Origin of the sequence: Actinomadura sp. KC216 (genome assembly GCF_004348535.1) — a bacterium.
Classification (GTDB): Bacteria; Actinomycetota; Actinomycetes; order Streptosporangiales; family Streptosporangiaceae; genus Spirillospora.
Map to the genome: position 1 here is coordinate 1 of NZ_SMJX01000204.1, position 15,215 is coordinate 15,215.

Genomic DNA, 15,215 nt, shown 5'->3' on the forward strand with positions numbered 1-15,215 from the left:
ACACCGGCCCGCCGCACCTACCCCAGATCGCCCCACTTGGCTCAACTTAGATGCAGTGTCAGGCGTCGCCGCCGTCGTTGCCTCGATCAGCATCGGCCTTATGGTCTTCGGCGTCGTCAGTCCAAGCGCCGCCGGTATGGCCCCCGGCAACGACGCTAACGTCGATCTCCCTGCCTGGCAGGGGGCACTCATCGCCGCAGCCAGCGCGGTCATCGTCGGGCTGACCGGCTTCGGCATCCATTGGGCCAGCCGCGCCGACCGGGCCACCGCCGACCAGGCCCGCCAGAACCTGCAGGAGGCGGAGCACCAGTTGGCGGCGGCCGACCAGTTGGCGCTACCGGCACTGTGGGAGGTGACCCAGAAGCGGCTGGACTACTACCACCAGATCGCCACCGGCCAGGCCCGCACCAGCTTCCGCAACGCGCAGGCCGCGATGGTGATCGGGTTCGTGCTGCTGGCGGTGTTCGCCTCCCTGGCGGCCGCCGCCGACAGCACCGCCGCGGCCGCGGTGACCGGCGCGCTCGGCGCGGTCGCCGCCGCGCTGGCCGGGTTCATCTCCCGCACCTTCGTGCGCTCGCAGGAGACCTCGGCCAGCCACCTGCGCTCCTACTTCGACCAGCCGCTGGAGTTCTCCCGCTACCTGGCCGCCGAACGCCTCCTGGGCAGCGTGCAGCAGCTGGATGACCAGCAGCGCGCCGCGCTGCTGGCCGACCTGCTGCGCACCGTCATCGCACCCGACAGCGCCGCCGCGGCCGGTACCGCGGCCGCCCCGTCCGCCATCACCATCAATGTGCCGACCAGCCCGCCCACCGCCGCGCCCGGCCAGGGAGGCCCCGGATGATGCCGTTCGCCGTGCCCGCCGCCGACGATCCCGCCCATGACGCTCACGAGGCGGTGCCGCTGTCCGGGCGCGTCCTGACGGCCGCTGACCGCCGAGCGGCGGACGCCAGAACCCCAGACACCCCGGACGGCTCGGGCCCTCTGAGCGGCACCGAGCGTCCCGCCGCCGGTCAGGCGGGGGCACTGGCGGTGGCCGCGCCGGTCCCGCTGACCGGGAGGGCCCCGGCCCGCACCCCGCGCGAGCTCGCCGAGCTGATGGGCGCGCACGCGCTCCCCGAGGCCGCGCTGACCGCGACCGCCGCGTGGCTGTCCGGCGAGCGGCGGTCCTCCCCGCGCACGCAGGCCGGGTACGCCCGCGACCTAGCGTGGTGGCTGACCTACGCCAACGCGCGCGGCCTGGATCCCGTCGACGTGCCCCCGGCCGAGGCCGACCTGTACGCCGCGGCGCTGCGCGCGGCCGGGCTCGCCGACGCCACCCGCGCCCGCCGCCTGTCGGCCGCCTCGTCCTGGTACGGCTACCTCACCCGCGCCGGCGCCACCGCCCGCAACCCGTTCGGCGAAGGGATGGAGCGGCCGCGGCCACCGAAGGCCTCGGGCACCCGCGGACTGTCGGAGGACGAGCTGCAGCGGCTCCTGGCCTACGCCGCCGTCCGCGAGACGCCGCGCACCTACGCGCTGCTGGCGGTGATGGTTGCCACCGGCTGCCGCGTCTCCTCCGTCACCGGCACCACCCGCTGCGGCCTCGGCCGCGACCGCGGGCACACCACCCTCGACCTGCCCGTCAAGGGCGGCGGAACCAAGCGGCTCGTACTGCCGCCGTTCGCCGGCGACGCCCTCGATCGCTACCTCGCCGACCGCGACGCCCGCGACCAGGAGCACGCCGCCGACCGCGAGCGGGACGACGCCGATACCGAGCCCGAGCCCGGGCCCGGGGTCGATCCGCCGCTGTTCGCCACCCGCACCGGCCGCCCGATCGATCAGCCGTACGTCTTCCGCCTCGTGCGCCGCGTCGCCACCGCCGCCGGGATCGACCAGGCCGACCAGCTCTCCCCGCACTCCCTGCGTCACTCGGTCGCCACGCTGCTGCTGGACCGCGGGCACCCGCTGCACATCGTGCAGGACTTCCTCGGCCACGCCGACCCCCGCACCACCCGCGTCTACGACCGGGCCCGCGAGTCGCTCGACCGCTCCCCCGCCTACGACCTCGGGGCCGCCCTCGCGGCCGGGGTCGCCCGGCACACCGGCACCTACAGCGCCGCCTGAACCGGCCACCATCGCCTACGCCGCCGGGATCCCAGGTATCGACCAGTGCCCGACACGGCCGGTGGGCCGAGAACTCCCCGGTCGTGCTCGGTTACATCCGCACGGTGGACCGGTGCGACAACGCCATGCGCAACGTCGAGCCGTAGGCGCCAGGCCGGGCACTTCGGGCTGCGCTGTCCGTCGCAGGCCACTTCGGCGAGACCCAGGGATGCCAGCGGTGGGCACGCCTACGCTGCCCCGATGGCAATCGACTGGAGCGACGTCCCTGCGTGGGCGGCATTGGCACTATCGGCTGGCTCGTTCGGTATCGCCACCTGGGCGGCCGTAGAGTCCCGAAAGTCCCGGAAGGCCACCCAGGACAGCGCTGAGGCTGCGAAGCGTTCAGCCGTGGCCGCGGAGAGGTCGCATGAGCTTACGGAACAGCAATACCGCGACTCGCTTCCACCGCCGGTGAAGTTGGTCGTCCTGGCCTTGAAGAAGAACCGCTACCAACTGGCGAACCACGGCACCGAGACCGCGACGGGCGTCACAGTCGACCGCAACCAGTTGGAAGGCCTGCTGGTGCTCGGGGACGAGCCTCCGGAGAACGCCACCATCCGACCCGACTGCGCTCAGGCGTTCAGCCTGGCCCCAGACTTCGACCACCAAGTGCCGAACGAGGTATGGGTGACCTGGGACGGCCACCCTGAACCGCAGGCTGTACCCCTCCCGCAGTGAGTACGGAGGGTTGCGTCGCGGCGACGCAACCTTCCTAGGGTCTAGCCCTCGACTTCGGGAAAACCAACCTCTTCCATGACGGCCTTCTGGAGCGCGGCCCGGACCTCTTCCGCCGCGGAGAGCACGTCACGGACATCCCCGTCGGAGTCAGCGACCGCGGTGAGTATGTCGAGCGCGTCCCGGACCACGCGCGCGGGCAGCGTCACCTGGGACCGGGGACCGGGGGCTGGCAAGACGCTCGGACGGTAGGCCCATCCGTCCAGAATCGATTCGTCACCATCGTTGTGGATCTCGGCTAGGACGGCCTCGTCTGTGGCACCTGCGGAACGGACGAGATCCAAGAAGCGAGCGACCTGTCCCACCGTCAGCGACTCGTGGAACGACATCTCCAGGGAGTAGGGCATAGCCCTTCACTCTGTCAGCCCCACGGGTCCGTTATCGCCCGCTCGCGGCTATCCGACACGATTCCCAACACCCTGCCAGCCGACCTCACCGCTCCCCACGCGATCGCCCCGTGGTGTCCAGGAACCGATGGATTTTTGGGCAGGCTAGAACGGTGCGCGCCGCCGTCGGCCCCCAGGCACGCTCCTGGACTCCGGTGATCACCAAGGTGGATCCCTTCCCCGTCGCCGACGGCCGCAAGCAGGCAAGGGTTCGATGCGCGGCTTTGAGCACTCAGCCAGGGCGGCCGTGCGGCACGGGCGGGAGGTCGAACTGCCCGTGTTTGGCCTGGTGGACGAGCTGCTGCCAGTGGCCGGGAGAGCGCGTCTCTGCCGGTCAGCAGTACTTGTAGGACCCGGAGTTACCCCACGAGCACGAGTCCGCCAGCGTCCCGCTCGCGTACCGCAGGTACGCGGTGTCGCCCGTGTTGTTCCACACGTACGCGCTGCGGCCCCAGTACCGGTGCGTCGAGGTGTTCGCCCCCTTTCCGGTGTGGACGTACACGCTCTTCCGCCCACCGAGCGTGAGCGCGCCGAACGTGTAGGTGTAGCCGGTCTTGTCGTGGAGCTTGAACCCCTTCATCTGCCGCGACGTCGTCGAGGTGTTGAACAGCTGCACCCACTCGCCGTTCAGCGACGTGTTCGACCCGGTGTCGCTGCCCGGGGAGTTGTAGTAGACGCGGTAGATCTGCACCGCGCTGGCGGCCTCGGCTGGCGCGGCGGCCAGGACCGTGGTGGCGAGGATCGCCGCTGCCCCCGTTGCCAGAATCTTCTTCACCCCGCGTACCTCCTGTGGTTGGTGGACTACAAGAGGTACCGGTAGTTCGCTGCGGTACGGGCGGGTAGTGGGAGGTTCGGCCGGTTCCGGGCCACGGGTAAACCACGCTGCGTGATCACGTGTCACGTCGGCCACCGGCCAGGTGGCGCCACCGCAGCGGCACGCAGGGTCCGCAAGTCACTTACGCGGCTCAACAGCCTCCGCCTACACTCGGACCCATGAGCGCGCAGCCCGTCCATGAGGAGCCGGACCCGCGGGACCCGCAGGTCATCCACGACCAGCTCCCCGAACGCGTGCGCGCCAAGTTCCTCACCGAGTACCACGCGGCCGTGGACGGCGCCCACGACTTCGCCGGCTACCGAGCCCTGCAGCAGGTGCTGCAAACCTGGCGGCTGCTGGCCGCCGCGTACTCCAAGCCTGACTTTCAACAGCGTTACCAGGACATCCGCGACGGTGTTGGAGAGTATGTCCCCATGGACGAGGTCTTCTCCCACCGTCAGGCGTGAACCCCTACAAGCTGGTCTTCCACGCGAAGGCCCACGCCGAGACCAATGGCCTCCCCGAGCGTCCGTTCACGGCGCTGTACGAGACCCTCACTGCGGTCATCCGCGACCCGTGGCACGAGACTCGCCCCGACCCGCTCGAAAGCGACGAGGCGTACCGGTACGCGCTGTTCGACGGCGGCGACGGCGTCGCCCACCTACGGGTCGATGACCAGGCGCGGACCGTCACCGTCCACGGCGTCACCTGGATCGGCTAGCGGCGCTCACTGCAACCGGCAACCAACCTGAAGGACGGCGGATGAACGCCTGGGTCGATGTGGCCAAGTTCGCGCCCGGCTATCTCTCCCTGGCGTGGCTGGCCAGCGGAGCAGTTCGCAAGGCAGTGGTTCGCCACCATCGCATCAGGATCGGTCCCGTCGACGAGGTTCGCGAAGTCTTGCAGACCGTTCGCACCGCGTTCATGGACTTCGGGGCTGGCGACGGCGCCAGGACTGGGCTCGATCTCCCAGCGACCCGCGACCTCTCCCTCCGCATGACCGATCTCGGGGATCGAGTCACAGACGAGCGGCTTCGCAGTGCCCTGCAGGAAGCGTCAGTGCTGCTGATCGGGCTTACCGAGTATCGCGTTCCGATCAGTAACCTGGCTGGGGAGCCGAGCGAGAGGGAAACCGAGCGCCGCGAACGCGAACATGGTCAAGCTGGCCACGAACACGATACGGCTTTCGTAGCAAGGACCGTCCTTTCCGGCGTCAGCCTGACGAGCAGGGCCCTGCACCATCTGAACGAGTTGGAGCGCAGGACGATCGGCCGATAGGGCCGTCACCGCGGCCACTTCGCCCTCCGGCGCGGCACCCGGGCCGAAGTCTTGGCCCGGGAGTCCACCTGAAACGGGGTTGATGCTTTGGCGGGGATGGTCGGGGGCGGTGGTTCTCGGCGCGCTGGCGGACCCTGTTTTGGCGACTTTATGGGCGTCGAGAACGACCGCAGCCAAGGCTGCGAGTTCCCCAAGGTCGCGGGGGAGGTCAGCCAGGTAGAGCCTGGGGCAGGCAACTGCCCCCACCCCGACAGGCCTCGGGTTGGCCAAAGACTGGCCTGGCCTGACGAACCAATTCAATGCGGATTTCCACCTAACATAAAAACGGATGTCCGCTTTGGAGGTATTTCTTTGCGGCGGCGGGAAACTGCCCGTTCTGTCTCGTACGCTTTCTCCGCCCCCTCGTGATCTGGCGGACAGGAGCCCCGTGTGCATGGCACCGAGCGGCCGCAGGCCGACGAGCAGTCCAGGGCACAGCCCTCGCCTGAGCGGCGGGAGGTCGACTGGGCAGCCCTGGTCGACGTTGCCTTCCAGGTCATGCACCACCTACTGGATTACCTGCGCTCGTTTCCCGAGAGGGCGCGCATCGCGCACCGCGGTAATGTCGAGCGGGCAGTGGCGGCCAAGCTCACGCAGTTCAATGAGCTCAGCGCGCTGGATGAGCAAACCCGCGACCGGATCCGGCCGGAGATCAAGAATGCCGAAGAACTTCTCGCGAGCCGTGAGTGGGAAACGACGTTCCTCCGATCGCCCCAGCTGAGCGCTCCGATCCTCGGCGGGCTGACGTTGGGCTATTGGGCACTGATCGCCCTGGTCTTCGTCTTGGGGGTGGGCCACCTGGGGCTGGCCGAGGATAATCTGGCGACCACCATATTCTTGGCCGGAGCGGTGCTGATCGTCCGGAGCCTTGTGCATGCGCTGGTGTGGTGGCGCCTGCGACCGGTCGCCCGGCTGTTGACCGCCATCGCACTCATCATCGGCACGATGCGCATGGGCTGGTGGTCGGGTCCCGTGCTCACCTACCTGACCAATCTTCACCAGTCCGGCTCCGGGCAGGACGCCGCAGATCTGCAGGTGGTGGATTGGCCGGCGGCATTGCATGGCGGAATGTGGCTGGCTGCGGCCGCAGCAGTGCTCGGCCTGCTGCCGCCCCTCTCACGGCTGATCTACCGGCGGGTAGTCGAGGCGTCCACCTACCGCAAGTCGTCACCGGCCATTCAGACCGCCCTGCTACTGGACGAGTTCCTCGCCATCGCGCACGAGCTGGAGATCACGGTGCGCGACAGCCGCCACGACGCGATCGCCTACCTGGCGGGCCAGGAGCGAGGCGAGCTCATGGCCTCGTTGGACGAGCTAGCCGCGCGGGTCCGCGGCCCGTGGGCCAGGGCAATGCGAACTGGGCACAGGTCGGTGGACACCGAGCTGGCGCAGCTTTGCGACCGGATCGCCGCGGCGATCCTGCGCTGGCGGCTTCCAACGGCGCAGGGCGGTGCGCGTCTGGCGGACATGCGCGATGCGTTCGCTCTCGCCGTGGTCAACCTCTGTGACAGCGACTACCACCTGATGGCCGCCGAAGACCAGGGGGCAACCCGGTCCTTGGCCCAGCGGGCGGCTGTGCTGGCCAGGCGGGTCGTTCTCATACCGGTGCCGCTGCTTGTGGTCTTACTGATCGTCAATTACGTACCAGGGATTCCGCACAAGTACGACAGCCCGATCATCATGGTGGGAATCCTGACGACCGTGGGCTACCTCCTGACCACTCTCGACACCAAATTCTCCGACATCCTCACCGCGGCTAGCAGCCTCACCCAGACGATCCGCAAATAGCCACACCGCGACGTGCTCAGCCTCGGGCGAGCGGTATCCCCCCTCGTCGGCGGCGACCGACGACCGGAGGATCAACGGCCAGCTCTAGCAGATTGCGTCCGAAGCAAGCGAAGGAACGAGCTACAAGAGCGATGTTCCGTCGTGGATGCGCACGAACGGGCCATCGTTCCTCAGAGCATCCGTCACGCGGACGGCGCGGGCCTCGGGCATCACCTCGGTCGCCTCGGACGGCAGAAGCCAGGCGACCGATGTCGCTTCGTCTGAAGGGTGAGGCTCTCCACTGACTGGCCGACAGAGAATGGCCAGGGAGACCACACCCAGCTCCATGTTCTTGTAGACGCCAGTCAGCCGCTCAGCCTCGACCTTCACGCCGGTTTCCTCGAACACCTCGCGGACGACGCCTTCAAACGGAGTCTCGTCCAGCTCCAGGACGCCGCCGGGCGGCACCCAACGTCCGTCGTCAGCACGCTTGAGGGCGAGGATGCGTCCATCGTCTCGAACCACGATCCCTGAGACGCTGACCGAGTGGCGAGGGAGGTCCTCATCCGGCTTCATTCGTCGGCCGTCCATTCGTAGGCCAGGTTCCACGACTACCCAGGAACACGTTGATCACGACGTCAGCGGGAGGGAGTGCGCCCCGGTTGGCCAGGGAGTTGCCTACCCAAGGATGTGAACGCCATCGTGCTGGCGTATGGGGACGGTCGAGTGGGACGCCAAGGCGTCCTGAACACGGACGGCGAAGGCTTCGTCAGCCAGCTCCGCAACCTCATCGGCTGTGGCCCAGCAGAACGCCGAGCTTTCTTCTGACTCTCGCAGGGTGCCGGCCTCAGCCTTGCAGCGGAAGACCAGGGCGACGATGCCGCGGGCCATGTTCTTGTAGACGCCGGTGAGAGCGGTTGGTGTCACCTCCAGGCCGGTCTCCTCCTGAACTTCCCGGCGGAGGCCGGTGACGATGTCTTCGTCTTGCTCCAGAACGCCGCCTGGAGCTTGCCAGTGGCCGGTGTCTCGACGCTGGATCAGGAGAGCGCGGCCCTGGTCGTCGACGACGACTCCCGCCACGCTGACAGAGTGCCGATCGTCGGGCATGACGCAAGCTTCCTCATCTTTTCTCATCGGCTAATCGAGCTGTTGTGCTGCCGCGACGATCAACTCTCGTGCCTCGTCTCCGGTCACGGCCTCCTCCCAGAGGAGGTCCATCACCCTCTCGTAGTGCGCCGCGCCCTCACTGCGTGCGAAGTCTTCACCGACGAACGTCTCCAACGCGACGACCGCCTGATCGGCGGTGTAGATCTGAAAACTGTTCTGCGGGGTGGTCGCCAACTCCACACCCATCGGCAGGATCCCAAATCGGACACGATCCAACCCGATAATTGTCTGGAGACGGTCGAGTTGGCTGCGCATTACCGGCGGCGGGCAAATCAGCCATCGGAGCACCGGCTCCGCGAGCAGGAACTCGAAGCGCTTTGACGTGTCGTACAGCAGTTGCTGCCGCTGGAGCCGAGCTGCGACGGCAGCGTCGACGTCGTCTATCTCCAGATTGTGGAGAGAGATCATCTCCCGGAGCACTCGCCGTGCGTAGGCCGGAATCTGGAGCAGGCCCGGCACATAGACGGTCTCGAAGTGGCGGATCAGGCGCGAATCCATGACCAGCTTGTTGTAGTCCTCCTGCACCTGCTCCTGCCCTTGGCGCATCCGGCTCCGGAAGGTGACGTGCGCGGCCTGCGCTTCGTCACGAAGCCGGAGAAGTTCGCCAACTGCATTCCGATCACCGCAGGTCTCGGCCCATGCTTGGAGGTCCTCGTCGGACGGCATCTGCTTGCCGTTCTCGATTCGGGAGACCTTGGACTGCTGCCAGCCATGCGCGTCAGCGAGGTCTTTTCCGGTCAGACCCGCATGCGCGCGCATGGCACGCAGGCGAGTCGCGAGACCTTCTGGCTGCGTCAGCCATTCTCGTAGTGAATCCACGGGTGATGGTTCCTTCTGCTAGGCGGCCACATCCTGGTCCTCGGCCAGGACGCTGTGGTGGACGGCCAGGTCCCGCCACTTGCACGCCTGTATCACGACCTCCGGGTCAGTGATGAGCTCGTTTCGGACTCGGTGGCCTTTGTCGTCGAACCGCATTGCTATGAGACGGCACGAGTCGAGCAACCACCAGTCTGTGTTGCCTGCCGCGGGAAGTAGCCCGATCTCATGTGCGCGGTGCCGGGTGAGGTACCGCATGGTTTCGCCTGCCTTGCGGTTCCACGGATCCATCCAGCGTTCGAATCGCTGGTAGTCGGTGGGCGGGTCCCGGTGGACACGGACACGCTCGACGCGTTTGCCCTGGCGGACGTGGTCGGCGACGCGCCGATACCACTCCTGCAACTCGGGGACCGTCGTCGGCGGCTCAGGCTCTCCACGCAAAAACGCAGCGAAGATCCCGGCCTCCTCGGCCTCAAGGTAGCTGTCTTGCAGCTCGAGTCGGAACGTCGTGTGTTCGAAGTCGTGGATCACCTGCCCGAACTCTTCGGGTGTGATGACACGGCCGTCCGTCATGCCAGATCCTTGAGCCGGTCGAGGACGTTCGCGGGGACATACACGGCGTCCTCGTCGTCGGCGAGTTGCCGAAGTAGGGCGCGGGTCGCCTCGTTGATCTTCTTGCCTTGGACGACGTAGCCACCAGGGACTTGCCGAACGGTGTAGAGGGCGGGGCATCCACCGCCACCTGAGCCCTCGTCCTTCCACATGTACTCGAGGTCCAGCGGTCGTTCCATAGCGCTTCCTCCTCAGGTTGCGTCACCGCTTCTCATGCTCGCAACTTGCGCCGGTTGACGCAATGAGCCCCGCCCGATCGCTGCATCGGGCGAGGCTCACCTGCGGTGACGTGGAACCTGGCAAGCACAAGCCTACCTCGTGGCGAGCATATTTCGCGCATTGCTTGACTTATGCGCGCTCATCGCTCAGCATTGAGCCCGCAGAGCCCAAGGCGGACGACCGGGGACTTCGAGAAGGCCCACCGGACGCCGTGACGCTCGCTGCTTCTTGACACGCCCCATACCGCACTGGTGATCAGGGTCAACGGTTTCCGTGTCCGGGCCGATGCTCCTTCAAGTCCCCGGATGTCCCTGGTCAGGGCAGTGCGACTGATTCGAACAGCGACTTGTGCTGTCCGCGCGCCACGGGCGGGTCCCGGCTGATAGCCGGGTGATCGTCCGTGGTGGGCGGAGAAGGCAAGTCTGTGCTGGTGGTTCTGACATGTGGGAGGTCTGGTGACCAGGCACAACGGACGACCACCGATCCTGGCGAGTTCGCTGAACCCCGATTGGCTGTCGTTGGTTCCCGGCCAGCGTCCGCGGGTTCGGTGCGATGACTGCGGCCGACTGCGGCTGTGGCGCCGGGGAATGCTGGTGGCACACAACCAAGAGCAGTCCATCGGTCCAGCTGAACATTCCGGGGCCGCTCGGCGCCGCCCTCTGGATGTCGCGCTCCGACCGGTTCGGTGTCCGGGGAGTGGGCAGCGCGTCCGGTTGGACGTCTCGCCCGCCCGCTGGCAGGCCTCGCTGCGGGAAGCTGCCGCGTTGGCTTCCCGCCGCGCTATGGCGGCCCGTCGGCCGTTCTCAGGCCGCTCTGCTCCGCCTCTATCCGAGCAGCCGTAGGCGCTGACGCCTGGGCGCCTCAGCGCATCCCCTCCCCAGCGCCCCGACCAGGGCCTCCTTCCCCAGGGTCCTGGCCGGGGCGCTGCTGTGTTCGGTGAGCCCCTTCTGTACAAGGAGAGCCTGATGGGCAGTAACGCCTACCTGGATATGTCCCTGATCCATCCACACCCGGCGAACATCCGTGAGGAGCTGGGCGACCTTAGCGAGTTGGTCGATTCGGTTCGCGCGCACGGGGTGGTGCAGCCGCTTGTGGTGCGTCCGCACCCGCGCCGCCGGGGCGTGTTCGAGCTGCTGGCCGGACACCGCCGCTACGCCGCCGCCCGGCAGGCCGGGTGTGACCGGGTGCCGGTCACGGTCCGGCACGGCGTGGACGACGGCCAGGCGCTGGAGTTGATGCTGGTGGAGAACTGCCAGCGCCGCGAGCTCAACGCCATGGAGAAGGCCGAGGCGATGGGCGCGCTGATCAACCGCGACTACACAGCGGCCGACATCGCCCGCACGACCGGGCTGTCGTCCTCAACCGTGTCGTACTACGTGGCGCTGCTGGAGCTGGACGAGGCGTCCCGCGACAAGGTCCGTACCGGACAGGTGACCGCGTCCGACGCGGTCGCCGCGGTGCGCCGCACGCGTAAGCGCGCCCGTGCCAAGGCCGGCTCGTCCGCCGACTTCGCCTGGGAGCCGGACTATCTGGCGTCCACGCACCCGCTGGCCCGCAAGGCACGCAAGTTGTGCGACGCGCGTGAGCACACGATGCGGCGGCGGATCGGGAAGACCGCCTGCGGGCAGTGCTGGGAGTCGGTCATCCGGCAGGACGAGCGGATCGTGGCCGGCGCGATCGCCGATGAGCTGACCAGCGACTTGGAGCGCGCGGCCGCGGCTCCGGTGGGGACGGTCTGACGTGCCCTCGCGTGATTACCGGGCGCCGTTGGATGGCGTGACCCGCTACACCCGCTGGGATCAGGTCCCCGATGGCTGGTACACCCGCACCCAACTCGGCCAGATGGATCCTCCGCGCAAGCCCGGCCCGGATGCCGTGCCGCGCGGCCAGGTGCTGTACCACGGCAACAGTTACGCGCCGCTGTACGCGCTGGCCGACACCGTCACCAAACGCCCGGTCTCCGACGCTCAGCGGGCTGCCTTGGACCGGGCCCGGGAGCTGCAGCGGGTGTGCCGCCTATGCGGCGGCTGCGACCTGGACGAGTACGGCGACCCGGTGCCGCTGGGCAAGGGCCGCGTGTGCACCCGGTGCCGGGTTGTCCAGGGCGCCTACCGCGAGCACCTGGAGGCCCGTGACGCAGCCCGGCGGCGGCACGAGCGGATGGCGGCCAGGACGGCCGTGGTGCTGGCCATAGATGCCGCACCCGTCCGGGACGTCGCCGACCTGACGCGCATCCACCGGGTGGTCATGGTGGGCCGCGGCCTGCATGTGGACGTGCCGGTGGCGGCCCCGGGGGACGGGGCTCCTGCCGCCGGTGCGCTCGCTCCGGTGGAGGCGTTCGCCGAGATCACCCGGCGTCTGCAGGACAGCCCGGCCATGTGGCCCGACAGCTTGGCGATCATCTGCTGGGCCGACGCCGACCGCGTCCGGCGGCGCCTGACCAACCTGCTGCGAGACGCCGCCCCCGGGACGGCGCTGCCCGACTGGCTGACCGACAGCTCGTGGCACGAGCTGCGCACGTACTACGTCCACTGGTTCGCCGAGCCCGACCCCGGGATCGTCGGATACCGCCCCAACTGGCGCGCGTCCCCCACCGGCATGCACGGCGCCGCCGACCAGAGGGCCCGGGCCACCGAAGCCACGCTGGAGGCCATCGTCACCGACCACCCCGGCGCGGTCTCACCCCGCGCCCCGTGGGCCACCCATCCGGCCGCGCTGGCCGACACAGACACTCAGGAGGCGCCGTCATGACGCGGATCAGCGTGACGTTCGAGATCGACGACAGCGAGCTGCGTTCATGCAGCGATTCCCGGCTGGTCGCACTGTGGCACGTGGCCCAGGCGAACCCGGCGACAAGCACGCCGGCGAGGTCGTCGAGCACATCGGCCGGGAGATCATCCGCCGGTGGCTTCGCCACGTCGAGCCGGAACTGTGGCACCACCAGGGCCGCCACTACTACTGGTCCCGCCTGGGCCGCTTCGCCCGCTACCAGCCGGGCGGACCGCCCGGCACCCCCGAGTGGGACGACGGCGCCTGGGTCGCCAAGGACGAGCCGAGTTGACGTCCGCCGATCCCAAGCCCTCGCCCACCGGCCGCCCGTACCCGGTCATCGTCGAGGAGCGCGCCGATCTGGCCGGTCACACGATCACCGTTGAGCGCGTCGACCGCGCCACGGCCCGCGCGTGGATCGGGATCGTCCGCGACCGCTGGGAGTCCCTGATCGGACGCCGCGCCGTCGTCGAGCGCCACGATGGGCGACTCGGGAAGGTCTGCGCCATCGCGGGCGTGGACGGCATCACCGGCGAGGAAATCGAGCACGCCGCCGAGGCCACCGCCCGGACCTACGGCGCCCGCTACGTTCCGCCCGGCTGACGCACTGTCCAGACGTTGCACGAGACCGGCCGTTGAGGCCCCGTCCAGCGGGTTCAGGGCCGAGTCCGGTCCATTGGCCTGGCCGCCGCTGGTGGCCAGGCCTTTTCTGTCCCCTCTGCTCCGACCGCCCCGAAAGGAGAGGCCTGCCATGGTTCACCCCGTCATCGCCCGCCTGGTGGAGCACAACTGCCGGACCCACCGGCTGCTCCAGGCGCTCAACCATCCCGACCGCCCGTCCACCACAACGCCACGCCAGCCGCCACGGGCCGACGGGCGACCCACCGATCCGCCGACCGACCGGCCGCGCCGTTGAGACCGAGCGCGGCCGCCGGTTCCGGTGGCCAGATCACCGTCATCTGCTCACCGTCGCGCCGCCGCGAAGCGGTCTCCGCCATTGGGCCGTGGCTGCGCTGCTGCGTTCCGGCCGCGGCCCCACCTCATCACCCGCTGCAAGGAGGCGAAATGCGCATCTACCTGCATGACGAGCTGAACGGGACGGCCTGATGCCCCGCCCACGCAACGACCCCAACGAGCCGGGGACGTCGCTGGTACGGGTCCGGCTGTCCGGCGATACCGACACCGTGACCGACCTGGCCGACCGGCTCGCCGAGCACTTCGAGGTCCTGGAGATCTCGCCGCCCTACCCCAACCGCCGCGACCCCGGCGTCCGCCGCTACCTGCTGCTGAACCACACGCCCGAGCAGACCGGACCCGGCACGGCCGCAGAGGAGACCTGACCACCCCGGCCAAGCCCGGCCCTGACCCACGTCACTCCCAACCGAGCGGGCCCCGGGCGGTGTAGCAGCACCGTCCCCGGGGCCCTCACCGATCGCATCCAGAACCCACCTGGAAGGACCAGCCTGATGTTCATCATCCCCCGACCGACCGGCGTCGGTGTCCTGCGCGCCAAGGAGAAAGACGCGGCCGCCGACAAGTCGAGCACCTGGCCCGGCGGTGAACCGGATGAGATCCGCGACGCCTACGACGCCCAGCGCGGCGGGAAGAAGTAGCCGTGATCATCCCGCTGCGGTGTCCGGACGGGAAGCTGGACTACTCCCGCTTGGGCGAGTGGTTCGCGCTGTGCGACGTGTGCTGCGCGCGGACCCTGCTGTCCCGCGTGGACGACTGGCTGATCCCGCGCACCACCGATGGCCGCATCTACTGCCCGCGCTGCGCCTGCCGCACCGCCGAGCAGCTGCTCGCCGAAGCGTTCCCAACCAGCCCGCGGTGGCGCGCCCCCGTCATGGCCGTCGCCTGGTTGCGGACGGCGCTGCGGCTCTATGTGCACCGCCTCACCTATCGGTCACGTCACGGCCGCTGACCAGCCTTGTTCCGGCCCACCCTGGAAGGACGACCATCGATGATCGAGATCAGGGCGGACGAGGACGACCGGCCGATCACCGCTGACGGCCCGCACAACAGCGAGCGGACCCGCGCGGTCGCGGCCGGGATCGACGCCGCGTTCCGGCTGCTGAACTACGCCACCATGAGCACGAACGGGCTGACCTACCCCAGCGACGTGTACAGCGTGCTGGGCGAGCTGTCGTCCGCCGTTTCCAAGCTGCCGCAGGCGCTGCGGCAGATGACCGAGTTCATCGACGGCCAGGTGACCAGCGGCCGGGCCCGTGAGCACCCGAACTACGGCCGCTACGGCGGCGACGCCGACGCCGCCGCCCGGGCACTGGCCAGCGTGACACGGGAGGCATCCGACGCCGCGACCAATCTGGGCCGCCTGCTCAGCGAGGCCCAGTCCACCGTCGGCGGCCTGGAGGCCGCCGAGCACTGAACACCCGAACCAATCACCGCGCGGGGACCGCCGGGGCAAGGATGCCTCGCGGGTCCCCGCGCTACATCCCACCCTCCTCGCC

At 68.9% G+C, this 15,215-nt stretch carries 23 protein-coding genes; 16 read left to right on the forward strand and 7 right to left on the reverse strand.

Annotated features, from left to right (window positions below):
- The first annotated feature begins 100 nt into the window (after window positions 1-100).
- The 3 genes from E1264_RS28635 to E1264_RS28645 all read left to right on the forward strand — a co-directional run bounded on the left by E1264_RS28635 (window position 101) and on the right by E1264_RS28645 (window position 2,820).
- On the forward strand, window positions 101-841 hold the full coding sequence (locus tag E1264_RS28635) for a hypothetical protein (RefSeq protein ID WP_132178558.1): 741 nt from the start codon (window positions 101-103) through the stop codon (window positions 839-841).
- On the forward strand, window positions 838-2,103 hold the full coding sequence (locus tag E1264_RS28640) for a tyrosine-type recombinase/integrase (protein WP_132178559.1): 1,266 nt from the start codon (window positions 838-840) through the stop codon (window positions 2,101-2,103). Before E1264_RS28635 ends, E1264_RS28640 begins: the two co-directional genes overlap by 4 nt.
- Window positions 2,104-2,343: 240 nt before the next feature.
- Window positions 2,344-2,820: a hypothetical protein gene (locus E1264_RS28645; protein ID WP_132178560.1), complete on the forward strand. Its 477-nt coding sequence runs from the start codon at window positions 2,344-2,346 to the stop codon at window positions 2,818-2,820.
- Between the two features lie 41 nt (window positions 2,821-2,861).
- Here E1264_RS28645 and E1264_RS28650 read toward each other — a convergent pair whose 3' ends face one another.
- Both E1264_RS28650 and E1264_RS28655 read right to left on the reverse strand, forming a co-directional pair.
- Window positions 2,862-3,224 carry a hypothetical protein gene (locus E1264_RS28650; RefSeq protein WP_132178561.1) on the reverse strand — a complete coding sequence of 121 codons (363 nt, stop codon included), beginning with the start codon at window positions 3,222-3,224 and terminating at the stop codon, window positions 2,862-2,864.
- Between the two features lie 373 nt (window positions 3,225-3,597).
- On the reverse strand, window positions 3,598-4,038 hold the full coding sequence (locus E1264_RS28655; protein ID WP_132178562.1) for a lamin tail domain-containing protein: 441 nt from the start codon (window positions 4,036-4,038) through the stop codon (window positions 3,598-3,600).
- 218 nt (window positions 4,039-4,256) lie between these two features.
- On the opposite strand from E1264_RS28655, the gene E1264_RS28660 reads away from it, so the two are divergent.
- The 4 genes from E1264_RS28660 (at window position 4,257) to E1264_RS28675 (ending at window position 7,182) form a co-directional block, all read left to right on the forward strand.
- Window positions 4,257-4,544 (forward strand): DUF6247 family protein, encoded by a 288-nt coding sequence (locus tag E1264_RS28660; RefSeq protein ID WP_132178563.1) that lies wholly within the window; start codon window positions 4,257-4,259, stop codon window positions 4,542-4,544.
- Window positions 4,541-4,798, forward strand: a complete 258-nt coding sequence (locus E1264_RS28665; protein ID WP_132178564.1) for a hypothetical protein — start codon at window positions 4,541-4,543, stop codon at window positions 4,796-4,798. Before E1264_RS28660 ends, E1264_RS28665 begins: the two co-directional genes overlap by 4 nt.
- Before the next feature lie 41 nt (window positions 4,799-4,839).
- Window positions 4,840-5,355: a hypothetical protein gene (locus E1264_RS28670; RefSeq protein ID WP_132178565.1), complete on the forward strand. Its 516-nt coding sequence runs from the start codon at window positions 4,840-4,842 to the stop codon at window positions 5,353-5,355.
- A gap of 429 nt (window positions 5,356-5,784) precedes the next feature.
- A complete protein-coding gene (locus tag E1264_RS28675; protein WP_132178566.1) occupies window positions 5,785-7,182 on the forward strand; it encodes a hypothetical protein in 1,398 nt (465 codons plus the stop codon).
- A gap of 120 nt (window positions 7,183-7,302) precedes the next feature.
- On the opposite strand, the gene E1264_RS28680 is transcribed toward E1264_RS28675, so the two are convergent.
- The 5 genes from E1264_RS28680 to E1264_RS28700 form a co-directional block, all read right to left on the reverse strand.
- Complete coding sequence (locus tag E1264_RS28680) at window positions 7,303-7,737, reverse strand: NUDIX domain-containing protein (protein ID WP_132178567.1); 435 nt, start codon at window positions 7,735-7,737, stop codon at window positions 7,303-7,305.
- Between the two features lie 102 nt (window positions 7,738-7,839).
- Window positions 7,840-8,268 (reverse strand): NUDIX hydrolase, encoded by a 429-nt coding sequence (locus E1264_RS28685; protein ID WP_132178568.1) that lies wholly within the window; start codon window positions 8,266-8,268, stop codon window positions 7,840-7,842.
- A 30-nt stretch (window positions 8,269-8,298) separates the two neighbouring features.
- A complete protein-coding gene (locus E1264_RS28690) occupies window positions 8,299-9,147 on the reverse strand; it encodes a helix-turn-helix transcriptional regulator (RefSeq protein WP_132178569.1) in 849 nt (282 codons plus the stop codon).
- Window positions 9,148-9,165: 18 nt separating this feature from the next.
- Window positions 9,166-9,717 (reverse strand): DUF6879 family protein, encoded by a 552-nt coding sequence (locus E1264_RS28695; protein ID WP_132178570.1) that lies wholly within the window; start codon window positions 9,715-9,717, stop codon window positions 9,166-9,168.
- Window positions 9,714-9,935: a lipid A biosynthesis lauroyl acyltransferase gene (locus E1264_RS28700; protein WP_132178571.1), complete on the reverse strand. Its 222-nt coding sequence runs from the start codon at window positions 9,933-9,935 to the stop codon at window positions 9,714-9,716. Before E1264_RS28700 ends, E1264_RS28695 begins: the two co-directional genes overlap by 4 nt.
- Window positions 9,936-10,940: 1,005 nt before the next feature.
- Here E1264_RS28700 and E1264_RS28705 point away from each other — a divergent pair.
- From E1264_RS28705 to E1264_RS28735, 9 genes are all read left to right on the forward strand, one after another.
- Window positions 10,941-11,714 carry a ParB/RepB/Spo0J family partition protein gene (locus E1264_RS28705; RefSeq protein WP_132178572.1) on the forward strand — a complete coding sequence of 258 codons (774 nt, stop codon included), beginning with the start codon at window positions 10,941-10,943 and terminating at the stop codon, window positions 11,712-11,714.
- A 37-nt stretch (window positions 11,715-11,751) separates the two neighbouring features.
- The gene (locus E1264_RS28710) at window positions 11,752-12,726 is read left to right on the forward strand and encodes a hypothetical protein (protein WP_132178573.1); all 975 of its coding nucleotides are present in this window, start codon (window positions 11,752-11,754) and stop codon (window positions 12,724-12,726) included.
- A gap of 73 nt (window positions 12,727-12,799) precedes the next feature.
- Entirely contained in the window at window positions 12,800-13,036 is a 237-nt protein-coding gene (locus E1264_RS28715) for a hypothetical protein (protein WP_132178574.1), read from the forward strand.
- On the forward strand, window positions 13,033-13,347 hold the full coding sequence (locus E1264_RS28720; protein WP_132178575.1) for a hypothetical protein: 315 nt from the start codon (window positions 13,033-13,035) through the stop codon (window positions 13,345-13,347). Before E1264_RS28715 ends, E1264_RS28720 begins: the two co-directional genes overlap by 4 nt.
- A gap of 148 nt (window positions 13,348-13,495) precedes the next feature.
- Window positions 13,496-13,660: a hypothetical protein gene (locus tag E1264_RS43775; protein WP_165964426.1), complete on the forward strand. Its 165-nt coding sequence runs from the start codon at window positions 13,496-13,498 to the stop codon at window positions 13,658-13,660.
- 190 nt (window positions 13,661-13,850) lie between these two features.
- Window positions 13,851-14,084, forward strand: a complete 234-nt coding sequence (locus E1264_RS43780; protein WP_165964427.1) for a hypothetical protein — start codon at window positions 13,851-13,853, stop codon at window positions 14,082-14,084.
- 126 nt (window positions 14,085-14,210) lie between these two features.
- A complete protein-coding gene (locus E1264_RS43785; RefSeq protein ID WP_165964428.1) occupies window positions 14,211-14,357 on the forward strand; it encodes a hypothetical protein in 147 nt (48 codons plus the stop codon).
- 2 nt (window positions 14,358-14,359) lie between these two features.
- Window positions 14,360-14,668, forward strand: a complete 309-nt coding sequence (locus E1264_RS28730; protein ID WP_132178577.1) for a hypothetical protein — start codon at window positions 14,360-14,362, stop codon at window positions 14,666-14,668.
- 39 nt (window positions 14,669-14,707) lie between these two features.
- A complete protein-coding gene (locus tag E1264_RS28735; RefSeq protein WP_132178578.1) occupies window positions 14,708-15,133 on the forward strand; it encodes a hypothetical protein in 426 nt (141 codons plus the stop codon).
- Window positions 15,134-15,215: the final 82 nt, after the last annotated feature.

Bases quoted from the DNA above. Each gene is read 5' to 3' on its own strand.
- E1264_RS28645 (WP_132178560.1), top strand. From the start codon at position 2,344: ATGGCAATCGACTGGAGCGACGTCCCTGCGTGGGCGGCATTGGCACTA.
- E1264_RS28635 (WP_132178558.1), top strand. From the start codon at position 101: ATGGTCTTCGGCGTCGTCAGTCCAAGCGCCGCCGGTATGGCCCCCGGC.
- E1264_RS28680 (WP_132178567.1), bottom strand. From the start codon at position 7,737: ATGAAGCCGGATGAGGACCTCCCTCGCCACTCGGTCAGCGTCTCAGGG.
- E1264_RS28695 (WP_132178570.1), bottom strand. From the start codon at position 9,717: ATGACGGACGGCCGTGTCATCACACCCGAAGAGTTCGGGCAGGTGATC.
- E1264_RS28650 (WP_132178561.1), bottom strand. From the start codon at position 3,224: ATGCCCTACTCCCTGGAGATGTCGTTCCACGAGTCGCTGACGGTGGGA.
- E1264_RS28700 (WP_132178571.1), bottom strand. From the start codon at position 9,935: ATGGAACGACCGCTGGACCTCGAGTACATGTGGAAGGACGAGGGCTCA.
- E1264_RS43785 (WP_165964428.1), top strand. From the start codon at position 14,211: ATGTTCATCATCCCCCGACCGACCGGCGTCGGTGTCCTGCGCGCCAAG.
- E1264_RS28640 (WP_132178559.1), top strand. From the start codon at position 838: ATGATGCCGTTCGCCGTGCCCGCCGCCGACGATCCCGCCCATGACGCT.
- E1264_RS28735 (WP_132178578.1), top strand. From the start codon at position 14,708: ATGATCGAGATCAGGGCGGACGAGGACGACCGGCCGATCACCGCTGAC.
- E1264_RS28705 (WP_132178572.1), top strand. From the start codon at position 10,941: ATGGGCAGTAACGCCTACCTGGATATGTCCCTGATCCATCCACACCCG.
- E1264_RS28660 (WP_132178563.1), top strand. From the start codon at position 4,257: ATGAGCGCGCAGCCCGTCCATGAGGAGCCGGACCCGCGGGACCCGCAG.
- E1264_RS28670 (WP_132178565.1), top strand. From the start codon at position 4,840: ATGAACGCCTGGGTCGATGTGGCCAAGTTCGCGCCCGGCTATCTCTCC.
- E1264_RS43775 (WP_165964426.1), top strand. From the start codon at position 13,496: ATGGTTCACCCCGTCATCGCCCGCCTGGTGGAGCACAACTGCCGGACC.
- E1264_RS28685 (WP_132178568.1), bottom strand. From the start codon at position 8,268: ATGCCCGACGATCGGCACTCTGTCAGCGTGGCGGGAGTCGTCGTCGAC.
- E1264_RS43780 (WP_165964427.1), top strand. From the start codon at position 13,851: ATGCCCCGCCCACGCAACGACCCCAACGAGCCGGGGACGTCGCTGGTA.